General features: G+C 71.6%; 17 protein-coding genes and 1 tRNA gene. 13 read left to right on the top strand and 5 right to left on the bottom strand.

All coding sequences use genetic code 11. The features are described 5' to 3' along the window. Positions 1 to 79: 79 nt before the first annotated feature. Positions 80 to 550 (top strand): hypothetical protein, encoded by a 471-nt coding sequence (locus AC0680_RS16240; RefSeq protein ID WP_478628843.1) that lies wholly within the window; start codon positions 80 to 82, stop codon positions 548 to 550. A gap of 36 nt (positions 551 to 586) precedes the next feature. Here the strand turns inward: AC0680_RS16240 and AC0680_RS16235 are convergent, their stop codons facing one another. Continuing rightward, positions 587 to 1,609: an alpha/beta hydrolase gene (locus AC0680_RS16235; protein WP_478628841.1), complete on the bottom strand. Its 1,023-nt coding sequence runs from the start codon at positions 1,607 to 1,609 to the stop codon at positions 587 to 589. 289 nt (positions 1,610 to 1,898) lie between these two features. Here AC0680_RS16235 and AC0680_RS16230 point away from each other — a divergent pair, with 289 nt between their 5' ends. The 3 genes from AC0680_RS16230 to AC0680_RS16220 all read left to right on the top strand — a co-directional run bounded on the left by AC0680_RS16230 (position 1,899) and on the right by AC0680_RS16220 (position 6,593). Next, positions 1,899 to 4,034: an FUSC family protein gene (locus AC0680_RS16230; RefSeq protein WP_478628839.1), complete on the top strand. Its 2,136-nt coding sequence runs from the start codon at positions 1,899 to 1,901 to the stop codon at positions 4,032 to 4,034. A gap of 210 nt (positions 4,035 to 4,244) precedes the next feature. Further along, positions 4,245 to 5,324 carry a rod shape-determining protein MreB gene (gene mreB / locus AC0680_RS16225; protein ID WP_478628838.1) on the top strand — a complete coding sequence of 360 codons (1,080 nt, stop codon included), beginning with the start codon at positions 4,245 to 4,247 and terminating at the stop codon, positions 5,322 to 5,324. 231 nt (positions 5,325 to 5,555) lie between these two features. Next, positions 5,556 to 6,593, top strand: coding sequence for an alpha/beta fold hydrolase (locus AC0680_RS16220; protein ID WP_478628836.1), 1,038 nt, complete (start codon positions 5,556 to 5,558; stop codon positions 6,591 to 6,593). A 3-nt stretch (positions 6,594 to 6,596) separates the two neighbouring features. Here the strand turns inward: AC0680_RS16220 and AC0680_RS16215 are convergent, their stop codons facing one another. Beyond that, a complete protein-coding gene (locus AC0680_RS16215) occupies positions 6,597 to 7,367 on the bottom strand; it encodes a TetR/AcrR family transcriptional regulator (protein ID WP_478628833.1) in 771 nt (256 codons plus the stop codon). 151 nt (positions 7,368 to 7,518) lie between these two features. Between AC0680_RS16215 and AC0680_RS16210 the strand changes: the two genes are divergently transcribed. After that, positions 7,519 to 8,880, top strand: a complete 1,362-nt coding sequence (locus tag AC0680_RS16210) for an FAD-dependent monooxygenase (RefSeq protein ID WP_478628832.1) — start codon at positions 7,519 to 7,521, stop codon at positions 8,878 to 8,880. Between the two features lie 896 nt (positions 8,881 to 9,776). Next, positions 9,777 to 9,947 (top strand): hypothetical protein, encoded by a 171-nt coding sequence (locus AC0680_RS16205; protein ID WP_478628830.1) that lies wholly within the window; start codon positions 9,777 to 9,779, stop codon positions 9,945 to 9,947. 325 nt (positions 9,948 to 10,272) lie between these two features. Here AC0680_RS16205 and AC0680_RS16200 read toward each other — a convergent pair whose 3' ends face one another. Beyond that, entirely contained in the window at positions 10,273 to 11,445 is a 1,173-nt protein-coding gene (locus AC0680_RS16200; RefSeq protein ID WP_478628827.1) for a TIR domain-containing protein, read from the bottom strand. A 452-nt stretch (positions 11,446 to 11,897) separates the two neighbouring features. Then, positions 11,898 to 11,970: transfer RNA gene (locus AC0680_RS16195), tRNA-Arg, on the bottom strand. 310 nt (positions 11,971 to 12,280) lie between these two features. On the opposite strand from AC0680_RS16195, the gene AC0680_RS16190 reads away from it, so the two are divergent. The 7 genes from AC0680_RS16190 to AC0680_RS16160 all read left to right on the top strand — a co-directional run bounded on the left by AC0680_RS16190 (position 12,281) and on the right by AC0680_RS16160 (position 21,906). Continuing rightward, positions 12,281 to 14,128, top strand: a complete 1,848-nt coding sequence (locus AC0680_RS16190; protein ID WP_478628938.1) for a dynamin family protein — start codon at positions 12,281 to 12,283, stop codon at positions 14,126 to 14,128. 779 nt (positions 14,129 to 14,907) lie between these two features. Then, positions 14,908 to 16,470: a YfjP family GTPase gene (locus AC0680_RS16185; RefSeq protein ID WP_478628826.1), complete on the top strand. Its 1,563-nt coding sequence runs from the start codon at positions 14,908 to 14,910 to the stop codon at positions 16,468 to 16,470. A 143-nt stretch (positions 16,471 to 16,613) separates the two neighbouring features. Next, positions 16,614 to 17,216, top strand: a complete 603-nt coding sequence (locus tag AC0680_RS16180; RefSeq protein WP_478628825.1) for a single-stranded DNA-binding protein — start codon at positions 16,614 to 16,616, stop codon at positions 17,214 to 17,216. Between the two features lie 233 nt (positions 17,217 to 17,449). Further along, positions 17,450 to 18,844 (top strand): LAETG motif-containing sortase-dependent surface protein, encoded by a 1,395-nt coding sequence (locus AC0680_RS16175; RefSeq protein ID WP_478628823.1) that lies wholly within the window; start codon positions 17,450 to 17,452, stop codon positions 18,842 to 18,844. Between the two features lie 229 nt (positions 18,845 to 19,073). Continuing rightward, positions 19,074 to 20,738, top strand: a complete 1,665-nt coding sequence (gene ettA, locus AC0680_RS16170; RefSeq protein ID WP_478628821.1) for an energy-dependent translational throttle protein EttA — start codon at positions 19,074 to 19,076, stop codon at positions 20,736 to 20,738. 5 nt (positions 20,739 to 20,743) lie between these two features. Beyond that, on the top strand, positions 20,744 to 21,178 hold the full coding sequence (locus tag AC0680_RS16165) for an acyl-CoA thioesterase (RefSeq protein ID WP_478628819.1): 435 nt from the start codon (positions 20,744 to 20,746) through the stop codon (positions 21,176 to 21,178). After that, positions 21,175 to 21,906 carry a DUF8010 domain-containing protein gene (locus AC0680_RS16160; RefSeq protein WP_478628816.1) on the top strand — a complete coding sequence of 244 codons (732 nt, stop codon included), beginning with the start codon at positions 21,175 to 21,177 and terminating at the stop codon, positions 21,904 to 21,906. Before AC0680_RS16165 ends, AC0680_RS16160 begins: the two co-directional genes overlap by 4 nt. A gap of 61 nt (positions 21,907 to 21,967) precedes the next feature. On the opposite strand, the gene AC0680_RS16155 is transcribed toward AC0680_RS16160, so the two are convergent. After that, positions 21,968 to 22,933 (bottom strand): ABC transporter ATP-binding protein, encoded by a 966-nt coding sequence (locus AC0680_RS16155; RefSeq protein ID WP_478628936.1) that lies wholly within the window; start codon positions 22,931 to 22,933, stop codon positions 21,968 to 21,970. Positions 22,934 to 23,050 lie beyond the last annotated feature (117 nt).

Here is a 23,050-nt window from a genome sequence, read left to right as displayed (position 1 = left end):
CGTCGGGGCGCAACCATTCGGCGCGGCCGGGTGTCTGTGTGGGCACAGCGTCGACATGCCCGAAGTTTGAGGACATCCCATGCTCCGTACCGCTTCGCGTACCACCGCCGTCGCCGCGGCCTGTGCCGCGGCCCTCGGCCTGACCCTGCCCCTCGCCGCCTCCGGCCCGGCCGCCGCCCACCCGCGCACCGGCCCGGCCGCGAGCACCGTCCGCCCGGATGCCGGCGGCCGGCACACCGCCGCCGAGATCCACCGCTTCCTGACCGCCTTCTACGGCCACCACGGGCCCAGCGACTACTCCCGGGAGCACCAGGTATCCGCCTACCTCAAGGACCGGGCCGCCCACACCGAGGGCTACGACCTGCTGCTGTGTGCCCAGAACGTCCCGCGGGAGATCACCGTCGGCAGGGTGACCACCGCCCAGTCCGCCGGGGTCGGCTGGGCGACGGTCACCACCGTGTGGGGCGGTGGGAGCCGCGACTCCTTCACCGCCTATGTGGGCCTGGACTCCCACCCGATCGAGCTGCAGGACGTCGACTGCGGCCGGTGAACCGGGCGCCGTCACGTCCCGGGCCGGCCGCCGCGGTCAGGCGGTCGGCCCCTGCATGTGCGCGCTGACCCAGCGCATCGTGCCCTCGCCGAGGCCCCGCACGTACGTGGCCGCGCTGTGCGTGCCGCCGGGGACGATCTGCAGCCGGGTGTGCACCGGGCCGTGCCCGTACCGCGCGATGAATTCGTGGACCTTCGGCAGCACCGTGTGCTCCTGGGAGCCGTCCTGGAAGGCGAGGTAGACCGGCGGTCCGCCGCGTGCGATCAGCCGGCGGGCCAGCACCTCGGGGTTGTTCTCCCGCTCCTCGCGGGCGTGGCCGTTCCACAGCGGTGAGTCGGGCACGATGTCCGGCCCGTTGGGGATCGCCACCTTGAAGGTGTCGGGGCGCTGCAGCACGTTCTTCAGCGCCGCGAAGCCGCCCGAGGACGAACCCATGATCGCCCAGGCGTCGCGGGTCTTGAGGGTGCGGAAGTTCTGCCGTACGAGGTCGGGCACGTCCTGGCTGAGCCAGGTGCCGATCTTGGGGCGGCCCGGTATGTCGCTGCCGTCGTAGTACTGCTTGTTGTCGGGGTTGAGCACCGGCATGACCACGATGAACGGCAGGCTGGTGCCGTTCTGGGACCACTGGGCGAGGTTCTCCTGCAGCTTGAGGTCGGAGCCGATCCAGTAGTTGACGGGGTAGCCGTAGGCGCCGGGCAGCGCCTCCATGACCGGGAAGCCCTTGTCGGCGTTGCGCTTGTCGTAGTACTCCGGCGGCGCCCACACCCACACCTTCCCGGTGAAGCCGGACTTCGGGCCGTGCAGGGTGGTCATGCCGATCGGGGTGTTCCGGCCGGCGCCGCCGACCCGGCTCTGCTCGGTGAAGGTGATCGGGCGGGTGGGCCACTGCACCAGCGAGTGCCTGCCGTTGGTGCTGGTGTGCAGCGCGGCGCCCGCCTTGGGGCCGTCGCCGAACCGTACGGGGGAGGCCGGCGCGGCGTCGGTGCCGCAGCCGGCCGTGGCGGCGAGCACGGTGAGGGTGATCAGCGCGATCACCGGACGGAACAGGGCTGTGCGCACGGGGCCTTCTCCTTGCCGAACCTGCCGGGAGCCCTCCCGGCCGCCCGGGAGTCGTCCCGGGCACCGGGCAAGAGGGGGCCGGGGCGGGTGCGGGTTTCCCCTCAGGGGTGTCGGGTTGCTCGCACCGCCCGCACCGGAATCCGGGAATCCCCTTGTGACCTGGGATGTTTTACGCGGGGCGGAAGGCGGGTTTACCAGGATTTTCCCGGCGGGCGGCGGCCGGGACGCGCGCGGACGGGCCCCTCCCCGCCACGGCGGAACCGTCACCCATGGCCCGTATCCTGCCGCTATGACCTGGTCGAGTGCGCTGAAGGAAGCCGCCCGCTCCGGGCTGACCATCGAGCGGACCAAGCTCACCCCGCTGATCGCGGTCCGCGGCTCGGCCGGTGTCGCCATCGTCATCGGGCTGTGCCTGTGGCGGGGCGATCCGACCCTGGCGGTCTCCTCCGCCTTCGGCGCGTTCGCCTCCGGCATCGTCACCTTCCAGCGCAGCATGCGGCCGCGTCCGGTCCTCGCCCTCGCCGTCGCCGGCGCGCTGGCGGTCTCCACCTTCCTCGGCTACCTGGCCGCCGCCCATACCGCCTGGTTCGTCCTGCTGCTCGCCGGCTGGACCTTCCTGGCCGGGATGGCCTGGGCGATCGGCCCGGTCTCGGGGCTGGCCGGCACCCAGACCGTGGCGATCATGCTGGTCACCGTCACCCTGCCGACGACCGTCCTGGGCGCCCTGGTGCACGCCGCACTGATCTTCTTCGGCGGTCTCGTCCAGGCCGCCCTCATCGTCGTCTTCCCGGTCCGCCCCTGGGGCACCCAGCGCGACGCGCTCGCCGACGCCCTGGCCGCCGAGGCGGACTACGCCCGCCGGCTGCGGCAGGACCCCGTCGCGGCCTTCGACCCGGCGCCGCTGATGGACGCCCGGCTCGCCTCGACCGTGACGCCGCGTCAGGCCAGGCGCCGCCCCGTCCAGCTGCACGGCCCCCGCGGCCTCGCCGAACGCGTCCGGCCGGTCCTCGCCTCGCTCGCCGACCCCGTCGTCGGCGCCCCTTTGGAGGGCCCCGAACGCGACCGCGCCCGCGACCTGCTGGGCGCCGCGGGCACCGTCCTGGACGCCGTCGCGCACGCCGTACGGCACGCCAAGCCCGTACGGCTGCCCCCCGAAGCGATGGCCACCCTCGAAGTCCCGGCGACCGGGCCGATGCTCAAGGGCGCCGCCCGCCGCTCCGCCTACCGCCTGATCTCCCTGCTGGCCGACGCCGTCGAGCTCACCGACGAGCCGGTCCAGGCCACCCGCCCCACCACCGAGGCGGAACGAGGGCGGGGCGGGCGGGAAGAAGGCAGTCATCTGCTGCGCCCCAGCGTCCCCAAGCTCGTGCCGGTCGCGCTGCGTGCCCTGCGCCGCGAGGCCCGCTGGTCCTCGCACATCTTCCGGCACGCCCTGCGGGTCGCCGCGGTCGCCGCCGCCGGCTATCTGCTGGGCACCGCGCTGCCGTTCGGCCACGGCTACTGGGCCCCGCTCGCCTCGGTCATGGTGATGCGCCCGGACTTCGCCCAGACCTACTCCCGGGGCGTCGCCCGCTTCAGCGGCACCCTCGTCGGCGTCGCCGTCGCGGGCGCGCTGATGGCCCTGGCGCACCCGAGCGAGTACCTCAGCGCCGCACTCGCCGTGGTCTGCGTATGGCTGATGTACCTGCTGATGCGCACCGGCTTCTCGGTGACCTCGGCGTGCGTGGCCGGCTACGTCGTCTTCCTGCTCGGCATCGCCGGCGAGGGCTGGGAGCAGACCGTCCAGGAGCGCATCGTGCTCACCCTCGTCGGCGGACTGCTCGCGATGCTGTCGTACGCGCTGTTCCCCGCCTGGGAGACCCCCAAGCTGCGCGATCGCCTCGCCGAGTGGCTTCAGGCCAACGGGCGCTACGCACTGGCGGTGTTCGACACCTGCGCGCGGCCCGCCGGGCGCCGCCCGCGGCATGTGCGCGAGGCCCTGCTGGACGCCCGCGCCGCCCGCGCGGCCTGGGAGGAGAGCGAGGCCCGGGCCGAGAAGGAGCCGGTACGCCATCGCGGACTGTCGCTCACCGCGGCGAAGGCGGCCAGCGCCGCGCTCGCCACGATGGGCCGGGTCACGATGATCGTGGAGGCCCACCTCCCCGACAAGGACGCCGAACCCTCCGCCGGCGCCGCCGCGTTCGCCGCCGAACTGCGCCCCGCTCTGGAGCGCGCCGCGCGGGCCGTACGCGAGGAGCGCGACCTGGACTGGAGCGCAGCACGCACCGTGTGGGAGCGCTGGGACGCCGAGGACGAGAGCCAGGGCGTCGCGGTGCGCGCCGCCGACCTGCTGCTGGACGCCCTCGACGACCTGGCGGAGGCGCTGTCCCCGCCGTCGCGGGACGGCGACCGGACGACACCGGGAACCATCCCGGGCCCTCAGTAGTCTTATTAATTGCCCGCATTGAACCCCATTGGTGGCCAATGGGGTCCTCTGCCGCGCAAGGCCCCATCCCACAAGCCCGAAGACCGAGAAGCCGCCCGCCCCACCCCGCTCCTCACCGCTTGCCCTGGGGCGCGCCCCCGTCCCCCTTCCTCACGCTTCCCGTCCCCCTTCTCCCCCCGTCCCCGTCGCGAGAGAGCACACGAACTCCCCATGGCGTCCAGCACTTCGTCCGGTACGTACGACATAGGCATCGACCTCGGCACCGCCAACACCCTGGTGTACGCCCGCGGCAAGGGCGTGGTGCTGAACGAGCCGTCCGTCGTCGCCGTCAACGCCTCCGGCGAGGTCATCGCCGTGGGCCTGGAGGCCAAGCGCACCATCGGCCGCACGCCCTCGGGCATCACCGCGATGCGCCCACTGCGGGAAGGCGTGATCGCCGACTTCGACGCCGCCGAGCGGATGCTGCGCGCCCTGATGAAGAAGGCCCTGCCCAGCCGCCGCTTCTCCAAGCCCCGGGTGGTCATCTGCGTCCCGTCCGGCATCACGGGCGTCGAACGGCGCGCGGTCATCGACTCCGCCCGGGGTGCCGGTGCCCGCGAAGTGCACCTGATAGAGGAGCCGATGGCCGCGGCGATCGGCGCCGGCCTCCCGGTGGACGAGCCGGTCGGCTGCATGGTGGTGGACATCGGCGGCGGCACGACCGAAGTCGCCGTCGTCTCCATGGGCGGCCTGGTCACGGCGCAGTCCGTACGGGTGGCCGGGGACGCCCTGGACGCCGCGATCACCGCCTACGTCAAGAAGAAGCACGCACTGGCCATCGGGGAGCGCACCGCCGAGGACATCAAGATCGCCATCGGCTCGGCGGCCTGGACGCCCGTCGACGTCGACGAGGACGGCGCACCGCAACGCCGCGCCTCGTACACCGTCCGCGGCCGCGACCACGTCAGCGGACTGCCCCGGATCCAGGAGATCACCGAGGAGGAGGTCCGCGACGCGCTGGCCGAACCGGTCGACGCGATCGTCCAGGCCGTCCACCGCACCCTGGACGCCTGCCCCCCGGAGCTCTCCGGCGACATCATCGAGCACGGCATCGCGCTGACCGGCGGCGGCGCCCTGCTGCGCGGCCTGGACCAGCGGCTGCGCCAGGAGATGGGCGTCCCCGTGACGGTCGCCGACGAGCCCCTGGACTGCGTGGTCAACGGCACCGCCAAGTGCGTCGACGAATTCGCCACGCTGCACGGCCTGCTGACGGGGGCGAAGGAACAGCCCAGGAAGACGGTCCGGCTGTAGGGCGTCGGGGGCGGCGCCCGTACGGGGCGAGGGAGGAGCAACGGGCGCGGGCCCGCGGAAAGGAGCCGCGCGGGCCAGCAGACGACTCCACTACGCAGCCACCACGGAGCCACTACGAAGCCGCTCCGCAGCCGCTCCCGTGAAACGCACCCCATGATCGTGGCGGACCGGTCACGCTGGACCAGCAGCGCCTGAGAGAGCCCCGACCACCCCCGCCCCCAAGGAGGACGCATGTCGCAGCCCGCCCAGCCGACGCCCACCCCGCCCGCTTCCCCGCTCCCGGACGCGGTGCACCGCTCGGTGGAGGTCCCCGGCGGCCGCATCCACCTGGTGGAGCAGGGCACCGGCCCCCTCGTCCTGATGGTCCACGGCTTCCCCGAGTCCTGGTACTCCTGGCGCCACCAGCTTCCCGCGCTCGCCGCCGCCGGCTATCGGGCGGTCGCCATCGACGTCCGCGGCTACGGCCGCTCGTCGAAGCCCCGCGAGATCCCGGCCTACCGGATGCTGGCCCATGTGGCCGACAACGTCGGCGTGCTGCGCGCGCTGGGCGAGGAGTCCGCGGTCGTCGTGGGCCACGACTGGGGCTCACCCATCGCCGCCAACACGGCGCTGCTCAGGCCCGACCTCTTCACCGCCGTGGCGCTGCTGAGCGTGCCGTACGCCCCCCGCGGCGCGGTCCGGCCCACCGAAGCCTTCAGGATGCTCGGCGGCGCCGAGGAGTTCTACATCAACTACTTCCAGGAGCCCGGCCGGGCCGAGGCGGAGATCGAACCGGACGTCCGCGGCTGGCTCACCGGCTTCTACGCCGGCCTCTCCGGCGACGCCAAGTCCCCCTCCGAAGGGGGCGTCTCCCCGCTCTTCTCGGTCCCCCCGGGCGGCAAGCTCTCCGACCGCTTCCCCGCCGGCACCACCCCGTCCTCCTGGCTCACCGAGGCCGACCTCGACTTCTACGCCGACGAGTTCGAGCGGACCGGCCTGACCGGCGGCCTCAACCGCTACCGCAACGTCGACCGGGACTGGGAGGACCTCGCCGCCTGGCAGGGCGCTCCGCTCACCCAGCCCGCCCTCTTCATCGGCGGTGAACTCGACGCCCCCACCAACTGGATGGCCGACGCCATCAAGGCCTTCCCCCGCACCCTCCCCGCCCTGTCCGCCTCCCACATCCTCGAAGGCTGCGGCCACTGGGTCCAGCAGGAACGCCCCGAGGAGGTCAACCACCTCCTGCTCGACTGGCTGCGCGCCCTGCCCGCACCCGTCGGCGCGCCGTAGGCCTCACCCCCTGCCCAGATAGGCCTCCAGGCCGTCCATGATCCGCTCCAGGCCGAACTCCCAGGCCTGGTCGCGTGCGGCCCGGTCGGTCGCGGCGGCACTCACGGCCGCGGCGACCGCCGGGAAGCGGTCACCGCGGCTGACGAGCAACTCGTTGAGCGCCGCACTGACGGCCTGCTCGGGCTCCTTCGCCCGCGCGCCGCCCAGCCCCATCGAAACCGACACCTGAGCGATGGCCCGGATGTGCCCGCTCACCACGACCACGGCGTCCAACTGCTCGGCACCACTCAGTCCGGTCCGCGCGAGCGCGGCCACCGCCCGCTCGGTCCAGGCGAGTTCGTGGGGGCCCATGACGCGGGCTCCCACGGCGGCGTCCAGCAGCCAGGGGTGCCGGTGGTACACCGCCGCCACCCCTTCCGCCCACTCCCGCAACGCGGTCCGCCAGCCACGGGCGTCATCGCCCCCTGCCGGGGTGCCGTGCGCCACCGGTGGTTCCCCCATCGCCGCGTCGATCATCAGGGCGACCAGCTCGCTCTTGCCCGGCACGTAGCGGTACAGGGACATCTTGGTGAAGTTCAGTTCCCCGGCGACCCGTTGCATGGAGACCGCCCCGAGCCCGCCGGCGTCGGCGACGGCGATGGCCGTACGCGTGATCCGCTCCAGGCTCAACGCGGGCTTGGGCCCCCGGCTGGGCCGCTCCCGCCCGCCCCACAGCAGCTCCACGCTGGCCGCCTGGTCCCCGAACACGCTGCTTTTCTCGTCGTCTCCAGCCACCCCCGCATCCTAAAACTGCGTCCGGGGTACACAAATCAGTGTCCGCCGGATACAGTTTCTCTCGTCGGTACATCAGCACGGTGAATCCACGGGGGAAGCCGCAATGACACGGGCAGCGCACACGGCGCGGACGGCGCATCAGCGTGCGGACGTGATCGCGGAAAGAGCCGCAAGAGAGGCCGCCGGCGAAAACGCGGAAAAGGTCACAGGCAAGGTCGCCGACGAGGACGCAGGACAGCGGGCGGCACACCGCCCCATGGTCCTCATCTCGGGCGCCAGCGTGGCCGGCCCGGCCCTCGCCTACTGGCTCCGCCGCTACGGCTACCGCCCCACCGTGGTCGAGCTGGCCCCTGCCCTGCGCGGCGGCGGCTTCGCCGTGGACTTCCGGGGAGAGGCACAGCTGGCGGTTCTGGAGCGCATGGGAGTCCTGGAGGCGGTCAGACACCACACCACGGGCACCGGCGTGGCCACGACGTTCATCGACGGCCAGGGCCGCCGGACAGCCGTCCTGCCTCCCGAGTTCGCCGGCGGCGAGCTCGAAATCCTCCGCTCGGACCTGTCCCGCCTCCTCTACGAACACAGCCTGGCCGCGGACGGTGGCGGACCGGCGCCCGAGTACGTCTTCAACGACTCCCTCACCTCCCTCAGCCAGACCGCCGAGGGCGTCCACGCCACCTTCGAGCGGAGCGCGCCGCGCACCTTCGACCTCGTGGTCGGCGCCGACGGCCTGCACTCCACCGTGCGCCGGCTGGCCTTCGGCCCCGAGTCGGACTTCGTCAGCCACCTCGGCTACTACGTCGCCGCCTGGGACCTGCCCGAATCCGCCGCCGACCTCGCCGGCCGCCCAGTCGGCTACAACGAACCCGGACGCCTGGCAACGGTCGGCCGCACCCCGCGCCGCGCCCGCGAAGCCGGCTACACCGGCGAAGTCTTCTGCGTCTTCGCCTCCGACGACGCACTGCTCCACGACCGCCGCACCCGCGACCCCCACTCCCGGAAGACGGCCATAGCCCAGGCCTACGAAGGCGCCGGCTGGCGCACCCCAGAGCTGATCGAGACCCTCCGGGACGCCGACGACCTCTACTTCGACTCCATCAGCAGAGTCGACGCCCCGCACTGGTCCACGGGCCGCATCGCCCTCCTCGGCGACGCCGCATACGGCGCCACGCTGGGCGGTATGGGCACCGGCTCGGCGATCATCGGCGCCTACATCCTCGCCGGCGAGCTGGCCGCGGCCGACGGCGACCACTCAACAGCCTTCGCCCGCTACGAACAAAAACTCCGCCCCTACGTCACCCAGTGCCAGCAAGGCGGCCGCGGCGCAGGCGAATTCCTCGCCCCACCCACCCAAGAGACCCTCTCCGCCCGCAACACCGCCCTGAACGACCCCGCCACCGTCACCGCCCTGCTCCAACAGGGCCACGACATCTCGGCAGCCATCACCCTGGACGACTACCTCTCCCTCCTCACCCACCCTCCCCGCCGCATACCCACCCCCGGCGATCAGAGGTAACGCGTACACCGACCACCTTCTCCTCGTCAGCGCTCCCACCGAGCGACTGACGCCCGCCGGGCAAGGCGACGCGGACCGGCTTGGTTGCGACCACGGCCGGCATCGTCACCCAGAGGCGCGAGCCGCCGATAGGCACCCCATACCGTCCAACAAGAAGTCCAGGGGAAGCTCTCGCCTGGCGCCCTCGGCAGAACTCCAACTTGTGGCCACGTGCCTAGAAGAGACTGGGGCTGGCTCCACCGACGGGCTGCACCATTCGGGAGTGTTGAATCCCGTCGGTGTCCAGCGCCCCGGACAGTCGCGATCAGAGGTGCCCAATGCAGTCCGGGGCTACGGCACTGCCGGGTACTGCCTGGCCTGCCCACTGCTGCCAACTCTCCACCGCAGGCCCAGAGTCACGGTCCGAGGAACGCAGTAATCGTCTCCGAACGTTCTGATGGCGACCTGTACATCGTTGACGGGCAGCACCGGTGGCGCGCATGCGCGCTGGCGGGGATCCCTGCCCTCATGGCCGAGGTTCATCACGGCCTGACACAGGCTCAGGAAGCGATCCTCTTCTTGATCAAGAACAGGGAATCCCATAAGCCGCGTCCTATCGACGAGTACCACGTCGGGCTCACCGGCGGGGTACCTCAGTTCGTCGACACGGACAGGATCCTGGAAAAGCACGGACTGACCCTCGGTTCGACGTCCACGAACGGCGTGGGCGCCGTGTCGGGTGTGCTGCAGATCGTGGACCGTTACGGTTCGACGGTGTTCGACCGCACGCTCACGGTCGCGGAGGCAGCGTGGGGCCGTGCAGCGGAGACTTGGGACGGCATGCTCCTCGGCGGCATCGGCATGTTCCTTGGCCGATGGGGCGACCTTGTCGACGACAAGGAGCTGGCCAGAAGACCGTGGGCATGGGCATGGGCACAGCGGCCAAGTGGCGCTCCGAGATCCTTAGCCAGGCGTCGCGCGGCGGATTCAACAACAGCGGCACGGGTTCCCGAGTGGCCACCGCGTACCGCCTCGTCGCGCACGCCTGGAACAAGGGCCGCAAGGCCGAGAATCGCATCGAAGCCTGACTCGACGATGAGCCGGCGTCTTCCCCGCGCAAGGGGAAGCGAGAGTCCATCGGCTTGACCTGAGCACGCTGCTCTCCCCTATGAACCCGCCTGTCCAAGTGGCGGCATCCGGGGGGAGCGGCATGCGCGAAGTGGGCGTTCCCCCAGGTCCGCCACCCCTGTGGCGATCCGTGCGTCCATCTCTCGCAGGCGTCGAGTTCCTCGCGCCCATGCGGTGGAGAGGACTTCGATGTTGCTTTCGTCTTGCCGACCTTCATGAAAGGGGTCAGCGGACCGTGTTCTTCCAACTTCTCGATGGCGCGCCCGTGGGGGCCATAGGGCACGTCTAGCGAGAGTCGCCGAACTCGCGGCGAAGCGTTGCCAGCACGTCCCCGAACACTTGGCGGATCTCGCCTTTCGAGAAACGGATCTGCTGGACTCCGTCCATGTTCGAAAAGAGATCGATGCTCTCTTCGACCACGGCGATCGCACGGGGAAATCCGAGCCTCCCCTGAAACAAGCCCAACTCGTGGACCACGTTCTGCCGGGGCCGGATGTCTCCACCGCTCAGTTCATCCTCCCCCGTTAAGACCAGGATGGCGAAGGAGCTACTGTTGAGAAGGTCGTCCAGAATGTCGCGGATCGTATGCCCGGAGCGAGCTCCCGTTTCGTAGGCCTGTACCGAGTACCCTTGTTGTTCGACCAGGTGATCCTTCAGGTCTCGCCATGCTGCGCTACGCCCGTGGCCGATAAATATGGAAGGCGAGGGCTGCGTCTCGGGTTTTTCCGGTCGCGCGATCCTGGATGACTCGGCCACGCGATCAAACTCCCAAAAGACTCCCTCGACCTCGGCCCGAGTGGGAGCCTTGATCGAAACGGTCGTACCTGAGGTGATTTCCGAGAAGCGAACGTGAAAGTAGTGATCGTTGTCGCAGTGCAGCGTCAACGATGCACCTTGGAACCCGCGCCGGTACTCGGCAAAGAATTCCTCATCGGTGTCGAATTCCCAGCTTTCTTGCCCGCGTGTCAGTTCTCGCGTTTCCGAACGGACTTGCACCCTCTTGAGGGACGTAAAGCTCAGAAGTGCATCTTTGAGCGTTTCGGTGGAGAACAGGGTGTCCCGGTAGTCCTTTTTCTTCCCAGTGCTGGGCTTCCAGGTCCGCTGAAATCGCTCGACCTCTCCAGTTTCGACGGCTCGGTCGAATATGTCGATCACTCTTTCAATCTCGGCGCGCGAGGGGGCGGACACCGAGATCATGGTCTTCAGGAGGGGCGAGGATGAGAGGCGGAAGAGATATCCATTCGAACACCTGAGGCTGTAGGTCGTTTCCGTGTAGCCGCTTCTACATTCGGCAAAGTACTCTTCGTCGGAGTCGAAATCCCAGTGATCGTCCCCCCTTGCCAGTTCTCGCGTCACTCCCTTGACTTCGATTTCCCCAAGCGCAAGGAACGACTGCGCGGCGGCCCTCACCGTCTCAACCGAGAACAGGACGTCCCTGTAGTTCTTCCGCCTCTGCATGTGAGCACGTTAGTGGGAGAGGGGTTGACCTCGCTGGCTTTTCGTCAAGCTGACGCCTGTAGTTTTCGGGTCCGACTGTTCCAGGGTGAACAGGGCGCCATGCTCGCCGGCTCCGTGATCCGCTGCGGATGGCGAAGCGCACGGGATGCCGTTCCCGCGCCCCCATGAGGCTGCCGGTGTCACACCCCACGATCACCGCTTGGAAGTGGGTGGGTCTACGGCCTGCGGAACACCTGCCTGACCAACGGGCTCAACGATGTGTCCCGCCGGCACGGGTCGCGGAGCGGGAAACCGTGCCCCGTATTCGACACTGCCACCCGCGGAAACCCGGTGACAGCCGGACACGGTCGGACCCTCTCCATGGGTACCAGGGAGGGGCGGCTGATCTAAGTGGGTGGCCACACCCGCCCTGACCAGCAAAAAGACCCTCCCGAAGGGAGGGTCTTGCGGAGCGCCCCCGGCAGGACTCGAACCTGCGGCCAAGTGCTTAGAAGGCACCTGCTCTATCCACTGAGCTACGGGGGCCGGTGTGGGCGTGGATCACGGACCGCGGACAAGGATAGAGGTCCGGGTGCCTCGTCCCGGTTGCTTCACCTCCGTGGCACGTTGTGGAGGTTCGGTGAAGCGGTCCCGATAATCGCAGGCAGGTACGAATCCTGCACCGCTTTTGGCGTCTCGTGCGTCGGGTGTTGTGCACTCGTTATGCCTGCGTCTCGCTTGTCGCGATCGTCCCATGCGTCACTCGTCCCGTTCTGTGGGGGTTCTTGCGGCGCGCACGAGGGGGTATACGCTTCAAAAACCCAACGAAATTGGGCATTCTGCACATGTGGCGACCTTGGACGTACGACCCCGGCTGATCGACGCACTGTCCGTTCTGCGCGACCGCGTCGATGCCGCACGCTTTCCGCTGCCACTCAGGGGCGCGGCCCGGGCCCGGCGAAACCGGGACGAGCTGCTCGCCCAGCTCGACGACTATGTGATTCCCCGCTTGCACGCTCCTCAGGCCCCGCTGCTCGCGGTGATCGGGGGATCGACCGGGGCGGGCAAGTCCACGCTGGTCAATTCGCTGGTGGGGCGACGGGTCTCGGAGGCCGGGGTGCTGCGTCCGACGACCCGTACGCCGGTACTGGTCTGCCATCCGGACGACGTCCACTGGTTCGCCGGGCCGCGGGTGCTGCCGCAGCTCACCCGGGTGTGGGTGCCCGAGCAGGACGACGGCGGTGAGGGGGAGTACGAGCGGGGGGCGGAGTACGAGAAGGAGGGGGCCGGGGCGGCGGGTGCGTATAGGGGGTACGGCGGTACGGGGGAGGAAGAAGAGAAGGGGAAAGGGGGCGGGCGGGGAGCGGCGGGGGAGGCCGGGGCGCTGACGGTGCGGATCGAGGCGGATGCGGCGGTGCCCAGCGGAGTGGCGCTGCTGGACGCGCCCGACATCGATTCGCTGGTCGCGCGCAACCGGGAGCTGGCCGCCGAGCTGATCTGTGCGGCGGATGTGTGGGTGCTGGTCACCACGGCCGCCCGATACGCGGACGCGGTGCCCTGGCATCTGCTGCGTACGGCCAAGGAGTACGACGTCACGCTGGTGACGGTGCTGGACCGGGTGCCGCATCAGATCGCCACCGACATCTCCGGGCGGTACGCGGAACTGCTGCAGCGCGCCGGGCTCGGCCAGGTGCCGCGGTTCACCATTCCCGAGCTGCCCGAGTCGGCGGGCGGCGGGAGCGGACTGCTGCCGGCCACGGCCGTCGCGGCGCTGCGGGAGTGGCTGGAGCGGCACGCCCAGGACCCCGTGGCCCGCGTCGCCGCCGCGGAACGTACCGCCGCCGGCGTGATCACCTCGCTGGGCAGCCGGTTGCCCGCGCTGGCCGGGGCCGCCGCTGCTCAGCACGCCGCGGCGCTGAGGCTGACCGGACGGGTCGAAGAGGCGTACGAGCGGGCCGCGATGCGGGTACGGCGGGAGATCGCGGCCGGTGAGGTGCTGGCCGGGGATGCGCGTGCCCACTGGCGTGACCATGGGCTCGGCGGTCGGCCGGACGAGCTGCTCGACGCGCTGACCCATGGGCTCGCCTCGCTGCTGACCTGCGCCGTCGAGGAGGCCGACGAGCGGGCCGCGGACGCCTGGCGGCGCGATCCCGCGGCGGCGGAGGTCTCGCTGACCGCGGCCGCCGGCGCGGCGGGTGCGGCCGGGCGCCTGGGGGTGATCGTCCGTCGCTGGCGGCGGTGCCTGGAGGAGCTGGCCGAGGAGGAGACCCGTGAGGCGCGCGGCGGCCAGGCCGGTGACCGGGTCGGCTCGGTGGAGCCGGAGGAATCGGCCGCCCTGCTGGCCGCCGAGCTGCTCGGCGGGCGGCGCGCCCGTACGGCGGGCGAGAACCTCGCCGACCTGTTGGGGGCGCAGGCCGCGCTACGGCTCTGCGAGCGGGGCGGGCGGCTGCTGACCACCTATCTGGAGCGTGCGCTGGACGGTGAGCGCGAGCGGCGGCTGGTGCCGCTGGACCGGCTCACCGTCCCGCCGGAACAGCAGGCCGAGCTGATCGCCGCGGTGTCCGTATTGCACAGGGAGCGGCAGCGGGGGACGAGGAAGCGGGGGGAGCCGGAGAAGCGGCGGGAGCGGGAGGAGATGGCGGTGGGTGCGGTGCCCGGGGGCGGGCTGGGGCTTCAGATGGCGAAGGAGGAGGTGTCGGGGTGAGCGGATCGACGGTGACGGGGCCGGGAGCGGGGATCGGACGGGCGGCCGGGGTGCAGGAGAGCGGCAGGGACGGGACCGGGGAGGAGGAGACGGGGGAGCGGGCGGGTGAGGTGCGGGCGGACGGAGCGGACGCGGGAGGGGAGGACGTGAGCGGGGAGGCTGCCGGTGGGGTGGGGTCGGTGGGGGGAGCAGGGGGGCGGGCGTGGGATGACGGGTTGATCGCGCGGCGGGTGCGGGACGGGGGAGTGCGCGGGCCGGGCGTGCGGCGGGGCGGGGACGAGGCCGGGGCGGAGCCCCCCGACGGGCTCGCGCCGGGTGGTGTGGCGGGGGTTGCGGAAGTGGGTGGTGAGTCATGCGTCGAGGCGCAGGACGCATCGGGTGGCGTATCGGGCGCCGCATCGTGTGGCGCGCCGCGGGCCGGGTCGCGCGTCGGGTCCCGCGCGCTCTCGCGCACCGCCTCGCCCGTCGATGCACGCGGCGGGCACGGCACGGGTTCGCCCGCCGGCTCGTGTATCGATGGGGGCGTCGGGTCAGGCGGCGTTCGTACCGCCTCGCGTGGGGCCTCTCGTGGGGCTTCGCCCGCCGGGTCGCGTACGCCGTCATACGTCGGCGCGCACGCCGGTTCGGGCGCCGGAGCATGCGCCGAGTCGGCGTCGCGTGACGCGTCGTGCGACGGATCGTGGGGCCCGTCTCCCGGGGCGGGCAGGGGCGGCTACCGCTGGGTCGCCGACGGGGGACCGCGGGCCGCCGGGGGTGGGTTGCGGGGGCGGCTGGAGGCGTTGCGGGAGTTGATCGCGCTGTCGCGGACACGGCTGGACGGGCGGACGCTGGAGGCGGCGGGCCGGGTGCTGGAAGTGGCCGACGAGCGGTATCGGCTGTCCGGTGAGCACACCGTCGTCGCCCTCGCCGGGGCCACCGGCAGCGGCAAGTCGTCGCTGTTCAACGCGCTGGCCGGAGCGCACCGTTCGCAGGTCGGTCCGCGGCGGCCGACGACCGCCGACCCGGTGGCCTGTGTGTGGCCGGGCGGCGGGCCGGGCGCGGAGGGGCTGCTGCACCGGCTGGGCGTGCCCGCGCACCGTCGGCACGCCCCCGCGGACGGCAGCGCCGGGCTGGGCGGACTCATCCTGATCGACCTGCCCGACCACGACTCCTCGGCCACCGAGCACCGTGCCCAGGTGGACCGGATGCTGGAGCTGGTGGACGCGGTGATCTGGGTGGTGGACCCGGAGAAGTACGCGGACGCGGTGCTGCACGAGCGCTATCTGCGGCCGCTGGCGGGCTACGCCGAGGTGATGTTCGTCGTCCTCAACCAGGTGGACCGGCTGCCGGGGGACGCCGCGGACCAGGTGGTGGACGACCTGCGCCGACTGCTGGACGAGGACGGGCTCGCGCTCGGCGAGCACGGGGAGCCCGGGGCGGCGGTGCTCACCCTGTCGGCCGCGACCGGCCAGGGCGTGGGGGAACTACGGGAGGCGCTCGCGCAGTTCGTCGCGGAACGGGGGGCGGCGGACCGGCGGCTGGCGGCCGATGTCGATGCGGCGGCCGAGCGGTTGCGGTCGGTGTACGTGGCGCGCAGCCGGGTCGGGCTGACGGAGCGGGCCCGGGAGGAGTTCGACGACCGGGTGGCCGAGGCGGTGGGGGCGGTGGCCACCGGGCGCGCGGCGGAACGCGATTGGCTGCGCCACGCGGAGCGGGCGTGCGGGTCGCCGTGGGCGCGGATGCGGGGCCGGCGGGGAAGGAGCCGGGGCCCCAATTCGGTGGTCGGCCTCGGGGCGGCCGGTGGCGGTGGTGCGGCGGGGGACGGCCGGGCGGCGGCGCGGCCCGTGGTGGAGCAGGCCGTACGGGCCGTTGCCGGTGAGGCGGCGCACGGGTTGCCGGCGCCGTGGGCGCAGGCGGTCCGCGAGGCCGCGGAACGGGGCGCGTACGGGCTGCCGGAGGCGCTGGACAAGGTGGCCGCCGACGCCGAGGGGGCGTTGCGGGCCGGGCCGGTGGTGAAGCCGCGCTGGTGGACGGTGGCCGCCACCCTGCAGGGCATGCTGTCCGTCCTCCAAGTCGTCGGGGTGTTGTGGCTGTTGGGCACGCTCACCGGAGTGGTCGGCGCGACGGCCTGGCTCTTCGCGCTGCTGCTCGCGGTCATCGGCTCGGTGGGCGGACCGGCCCTGCTGTGGCTGTGCAAGGTGGTGGCGCGCGGCCCCGCCAGGCGTTACGGGCAGGACGCCGAGCGGCGGCTGCGCGGTGCGGCGGCCGGGTGCGGGCGGGCGCGGGTGCTGGAGCCGGTCGCCGCCGAGCTGCTGCGCTATCGGGAGGTGCGCGAGCAGTACGCGGTGGCGTCGGGCGCCTGACCCCCCTTGCGGGTGGCCGAGTTGTCCACACTCGGCCACCCGTCCACAGGCCGCCGCGGGCCGCGCCCGAGCCGTGCAGCATGAGAGCAACGCAGCGCACGCGGCACAGGGCGAGCGCGCAGGACGCGGGGGAGGCGTGTTCCGTGAACGACACGATGGTGACGCTGGTGGGCAACGCCGCGACGGCGGTGGAGCACCGGCAGACGACGGCGGGCGTGACGGTGGCGAGGTTCCGGCTGGCGGCGACGTCCCGGCGGTGGGACAAGGCGCAGGAGCGCTGGGCGGACGGGGAGACGAGTTTCTACACGGTCCGGTCGTGGCGTGCGCTGGCGGACAACGTCGCCGCGTCGGTGGCGGTGGGCGAACCGCTCGTGGTCCAGGGACGGTTGCGGCTGCGCGAAGGGGAGCAGTCCGCCGAGCGGGGCGGGCAGCGCTGGTTCTCGGCCGAGGTCGACGCCGTGGCGATCGGCCACGATCTCTCGCGCGGCACCGCGGCGTTCCGCAGAGTCCTGCGCGCGGCGCGCACGGGAGGGGACCTCGTGCCGACGGGCACACCACCGCCGCAGCCGGAGGAGCAGCCGCAGCCGCGGTCCCAGTCACCTGAGCAGCCGCCGTCGCAGTCGCAGTCGCAGTCGCAGCCTCCGGCCCTGCGCCAACAGCGCCCGCGGGAAACCCCGTTGTCCGTCGGCGCCGCATCGGCTCCCCGGGATACGGGCAATTCGCCGCAGACGGCGTCAGTGCCCTGAAAGGGATCAGGGATTTGTCGATAATGCCAGGTCAGGGTGCTTGATGTCGGTAACGATTGCGATTCGGATCGCTTATGAGATGCCATTAGTGGGGACCCTGATGCGCCCGCTCCATAAGATCCGACAGGTACTCACGGGGGCTCACGGGGGCTGACGTTCGGCTGCTGAGTTCTTTGCGATCTTTTCGGCGAGGCATCTTCCCCACTCGACCGCCTCGCCCAGAGGGGAAATTCATGCTTTCGATGAAGGGGCGGGGCGCAGCCCGCCTTGCCGCCGCGGTCGTGGCCTCGGGCCTGGTCGCGGCCGGTGCGATAGCCACCGCGGGCACTGCCGCGGCGGACGAGACGACCCCCGCGCACGGTGGTGCCACCGCCACGCTCGGTGGTCTGAAGACCTTCGACCAGGCGGTCGTGCACAACGAGGGCGGGGACCAGCGCGTCGGCGCCGGGCTCTTCGAGATGTCGGTCGACAACGGCGGCACCCTCCAGACGTACTGCATCGACATCCACAACCCGACGCAGCAGCAGGCGAAGTACCAGGAAGTGCCCTGGAGCGCCTCGTCGCTGCACAACAACGGGGACGCCGGCAAGATCCGCTGGATCCTGCAGAACTCCTACCCGCAGGTGAACGACCTGGCCGCGCTCGCCGCCAAGGCCGGTGCCGGGAACCTCACCGAGAAGACCGCCGCGGCCGGCACCCAGGTCGCGATCTGGCGCTTCTCCGACCACGCCAAGGTGGACGCGGTCGACCCGGCGGCCGAGAAGCTCGCCGACTTCCTGGAGAAGAACGCGCAGAACGTCGCCGAGCCCAAGGCCTCGCTGACGCTGGACCCGCCGGCCGTCTCCGGCAAGTCCGGCAGCAAGCTCGGCCCGGTCACCGTGCACACCAACGCCGACAGCGTCACGATCTCCCCGGCCGCCGACGTGCCGGCCGGCGTCAAGGTCGTGGGCAAGGACGGCAAGCCGGTCACCAGCGCCACCGACGGCACCCAGCTCTTCTTCGACGTGCCCAAGGGCGCCGCGGACGGCAGCACCTCGCTGACCGCGCAGGCCGCCACCAAGGTCCCGGTCGGCCGTGCCTTCACCGGCATCGGCGAGCACGCCAAGAGCCAGACCCAGATCCTGGCCGGCTCCAGCGAGTCCACGGTCTCCGCGGCCGCCACGGTCTCCTGGAAGAAGCAGGGCGCCATCCCGGCGATCACCGCCGAGAAGAACTGCTCCAAGGGCGGCGTGGACGTCACCGCGACCAACAAGGGCGACGAGGCGTTCGGCTTCCAGCTGTCCGGCAAGCAGTACGAGGTCGCCCCGGGCAAGTCGCAGACCGTGACCGTCCCGGTGGCCGAGGACCAGCCGTACGAGATCACGATCAAGGGTGCGGGCGGCTTCAAGAAGACCTTTACCGGTGTTCTGGACTGCAAGACCGCCGGCAGCGGCGGTGGCAAGCCCTCCCCGCAGCCCAGCCCGGCCTCGGTCGGCGGCAGCACCGGCGGCGGCCACGGCGACCTTGCCGAGACCGGCTCCAGCAATGCCACGCCGATGATCGCGGGCATCGCGGTCGTCCTGGTCGTGGTCGGCGGCGCCGCGGTGTTCTTCCTCCGCAAGAAGAAGACCGGCACCCCCGCCCAGTAACAATCGGCGACCGTCCGGTGACCGGGCGGTGGTCGAGGAACATCCCGTGGCCCCGGAGCGTTGTACGGCTCCGGGGCCACGGGCGTCCGCTCGTCGGAACCCGTTTCCTTCCAGGGATGGACGTACGGCAAGATGGGGTGTATCTGCCCTCCCTCGGCCATGTCCTACGAAGGCCCCGGGCGGTGCCGCTCACAGACCCTTTTCGATCCAATCTGCCGGACGGTTTCTCTTGGCTGAGTACATCTACACGATGCGCAAGGCGCGCAAGGCGCACGGCGACAAGGTCATCCTTGATGACGTGACGCTGAGCTTCCTGCCGGGCGCGAAGATCGGTGTCGTGGGTCCCAACGGCGCCGGTAAGTCCACGGTGCTGAAGATCATGGCCGGTCTTGAGCAGCCGTCGAACGGTGACGCCTTCCTCTCCCCGGGCTACACCGTGGGCATGCTCCTTCAGGAGCCGCCGCTGGACGAGTCGAAGACCGTGCTGCAGAACGTCCAGGACGGCGCCGCCGAGATCATGGGCAAGCTGCACCGCTTCAACGAGGTCGCCGAGCTGATGGCGACCGACTACTCCGACGCGCTGATGGAGGAGATGGGCAAGCTCCAGGAGGACCTCGACCACGCCAACGCGTGGGACCTGGACACCCAGCTGGAGCAGGCCATGGACGCGCTGGGCTGCCCGCCCGGCGACTGGGCGGTCACCAACCTCTCCGGTGGTGAGCGCCGCCGCGTCGCGCTGTGCAAGCTGCTGCTGGAGGCCCCCGACCTGCTGCTGCTCGACGAGCCCACCAACCACCTGGACGCCGAGTCCGTGCAGTGGCTGGAGCAGCACCTGGCCAAGTACCCCGGCACCGTCGTCGCCGTCACCCACGACCGGTACTTCCTCGACAACGTCGCCGGCTGGATCCTGGAGCTCGACCGCGGCCGCGCCCACGGCTACGAGGGCAACTACTCCAAGTACCTCGAGACCAAGCAGACCCGTCTGAAGGTCGAGGGCCAGAAGGACGCCAAGCGTGCCAAGCGCCTGAAGGAAGAGCTGGAGTGGGTGCGCTCCAACGCCAAGGGACGGCAGGCCAAGTCCAAGGCGCGTCTGGCGCGTTACGAGGAGATGGCGGCCGAGGCCGACAAGATGCGCAAGCTGGACTTCGAGGAGATCCAGATCCCGCCGGGCCCGCGCCTGGGCAACGTCGTCGTCGAGGTGGAGAAGCTCAACAAGGCCTTCGGCGAGAAGGTCCTGATCGACGACCTGAGCTTCACGCTGCCGCGCAACGGCATCGTGGGCGTCATCGGCCCGAACGGCGCCGGCAAGACCACGCTGTTCAAGATGATCCAGGGCCTGGAGACCCCGGACTCCGGCGACATCAAGGTCGGCGACACCGTCAAGATCTCCTACGTCGACCAGAGCCGCGAGAACATCGACCCCAAGAAGACCCTGTGGGCCGTGGTCTCCGACGAGCTGGACTACATCAACGTCGGCCAGGTCGAGATGCCCTCGCGGGCGTATGTCTCCGCGTTCGGCTTCAAGGGCCCGGACCAGCAGAAGCCGGCCGGGGTGCTCTCCGGTGGTGAGCGCAACCGCCTGAACCTGGCGCTCACCCTCAAGCAGGGCGGCAACCTGCTCCTCCTCGACGAGCCGACCAACGACCTCGACGTCGAGACGCTCTCCTCGCTGGAGAACGCGCTGCTGGAGTTCCCGGGCTGCGCCGTGGTCGTCTCCCACGACCGCTGGTTCCTCGACCGCGTCGCCACCCACATCCTGGCGTACGAGGGCGACTCCAAGTGGTTCTGGTTCGAGGGCAACTTCGAGTCGTACGAGAAGAACAAGATCGAGCGGCTCGGCGCGGAAGCAGCCCGCCCGCACCGCGCCACGTACAAGAAGCTCACCCGGGGCTGACCGTCGTGCGTCACCTCTACTCCTGCCCCCTGCGCTGGTCGGACATGGACGCGTTCGGCCACGTCAACAACGTGGTCTTCGTCCGCTACCTCGAAGAGGCGCGGATCGACTTCATGCGCCGGCTGGCGCCGGGGGGCGGCAGCCCGTCGTTCAAGGGCGGCTCGGTCGTCGCCCGGCACGAGATCGACTATCTGCGGCCGCTGGTGCACCGGCACTCCCCGGTGACCGTCGAGTTGTGGGTGACGAGGATCAGCGCCGCGTCGCTGACGGTCGGCTACGAGGTCAAGGACGAGGACGCGCTCTATGCGCGGGCCGCGACCGTCGTCGTCCCGTTCGACTTCGCCGAGGGCCGTCCGCGGCGCCTCAGCGCGGAGGAGAAGGGCATCCTCAAGGAGTATCTGGACGACGCGTCGCGTCAGGAGGGATCCGTCGCGGTATGACGGCGCTGCATCTGGCCGATGCCGGGGAGGCCGCGGACCTCGCCGCCTTCCTCGCCCGGCTGATCCACTACGACCGCGCCGCGGCGGTACGGCTCCAGGCCGGCGGCGGGGTGCTCGCCGTCTTCGGCCGCCCGCCGTCCTTCGAGGTGCTGGCGATCCGCACCGCCCGGCTCGCCGGAGACGTCGACCTGGACACCACCGTCTCGGCCGGTGACCTCCTCGAAGGCATCGAGGAGCCGGCGGGGACGCTGACCGTGCCCGCCGCCGTCACGGGCCCGCCGTGGACCGGGCTGCTGCCGCCGCGCGGCGGCTGGCAGCGGGTGCCGGGACTGCCGGCGCCCGAGGCGCTGGTGCGCGCGGTGGCCGCCGCGGTCGCCGAGTTCCGGGCCCGTGACGAGGCGCTGCCGCCGCAGCACCGCACCCGCGCCGAACGCGACCGCATCGGCCGGGAGATCTGGTCGCGCACCCTCGGCGACACCCACCTCCCGCTGCGCGCCGCGCACGCCGCCCAGTCGCTGGGCTTCCTGCGTCCGGCGCGGGCCGGGGCGCTGGCCGGCCGTCCCACCACCGCCGCCGTCCAGGACGAGCGGCCCCAAGCCCCGTCGCTGAGCCTGCTCTCCGCGGGCGGCTGGCTGCGGCTGAGCACCCCGTACGGATCGATCGCCGTACGGACCGGGGGACCGGCCGGGCTCACGGGCCTGTCGGGGCTCACGGTCACGCCGGTCTGAGGGGGCGGGGCCGCCCGCCCCGTCCGCCGTCCTGAAGGGCTGCCCCCCCCTGGAGGGACCCCTAGGAGTCCCGGTCCGCGCGCCGAGCGTCCCCGGGATCCCGCGCCTGCCCAGGTCCCTGACCAGGCACCTCCCCAGAATCCCCGGCCGCCCGTTCCGCGTCGGCCGGCCGGTCCGGCCACACCCCGATGTGGTCGCTCTCCAGCTCCAGCAGGACGCGATGCTCCATGCCCAGGCTGCCGGTGTACTCGGCCGGCAGCTGCAGGCGGCCCGCGCGGTCGAGCATCGCGTATTCGCGGGCGACCAGGGACTCCCGGCCCGTCGCGGCGTCCCGTTCGGTGCGCCGCAGCACCTCGGACGACGTACGGCCGTCGCGGATCGCGACCGTGCGCCGCACCTCGCCCGCCACCGCCTGGTCGTGGGTGACGATCACGATCGTGGTGCCCAGCTCCTCGTTGGCGGTGCGGAAGGCCGTGAAGACCTGCTCGGCGGTGTGCGAGTCCAGCTCGCCGGTCGGCTCGTCGGCCAGCAGCACCGACGGGGTGTTGGCCAGCGCCACCGCGATGGCGGTGCGCTGCTGCTCACCGCCGGAGAGCTGGTGCGGCCGGCGGTCTTGGCAGTGGTCCAGGGAGAGCATCGACAGCAGCTGCTCGGCGGCCTTCGTACGGGCCGCCCGGCGACGGCCGCCGCTCAGCTGCATCGGCAGCATGACGTTCTGCAGGGTGGTCAGGTACGGCAGGAGGTTGCGGGCGGTCTGCTGCCAGACGAAGCCGACGACCTCGCGGCGGTAGCCCAGCCGGGCCCTGGCGTCCATCGTCAGCAGATCGCGGCCGGCGACCCTGGCGGCGCCGGCGGTCGGCACGTCCAGACCGGCCAGAATGTTCATCAGCGTGGACTTGCCGCTGCCGGACGCGCCGACCAGCGCCATCAACTCGCCCTCGGCGACCAGCAGATCGAGCCCCTGCAAGGCCTGCACCTCGACGCCGTCGGTGGTGAAGACCCGTACCAGCCGGTCGCAGGCGATCAGCGCGTCGTGCCCGTAGGCGGGGCGGCGGGGGGGGGGGGGGGGGGGGGGGGGGGGGGGGGGGGGGGGGGGGGGGGGGGGGGGGGGATAACCTGGGTTGCGGGGTGAGGAGATGGGTTT

The organism is Streptomyces sp. NPDC043738, from assembly GCF_056436545.1.
Note: the sequence above shows the minus strand (reverse complement) of the source record. Positions and strands in the feature narration are given on the sequence as shown.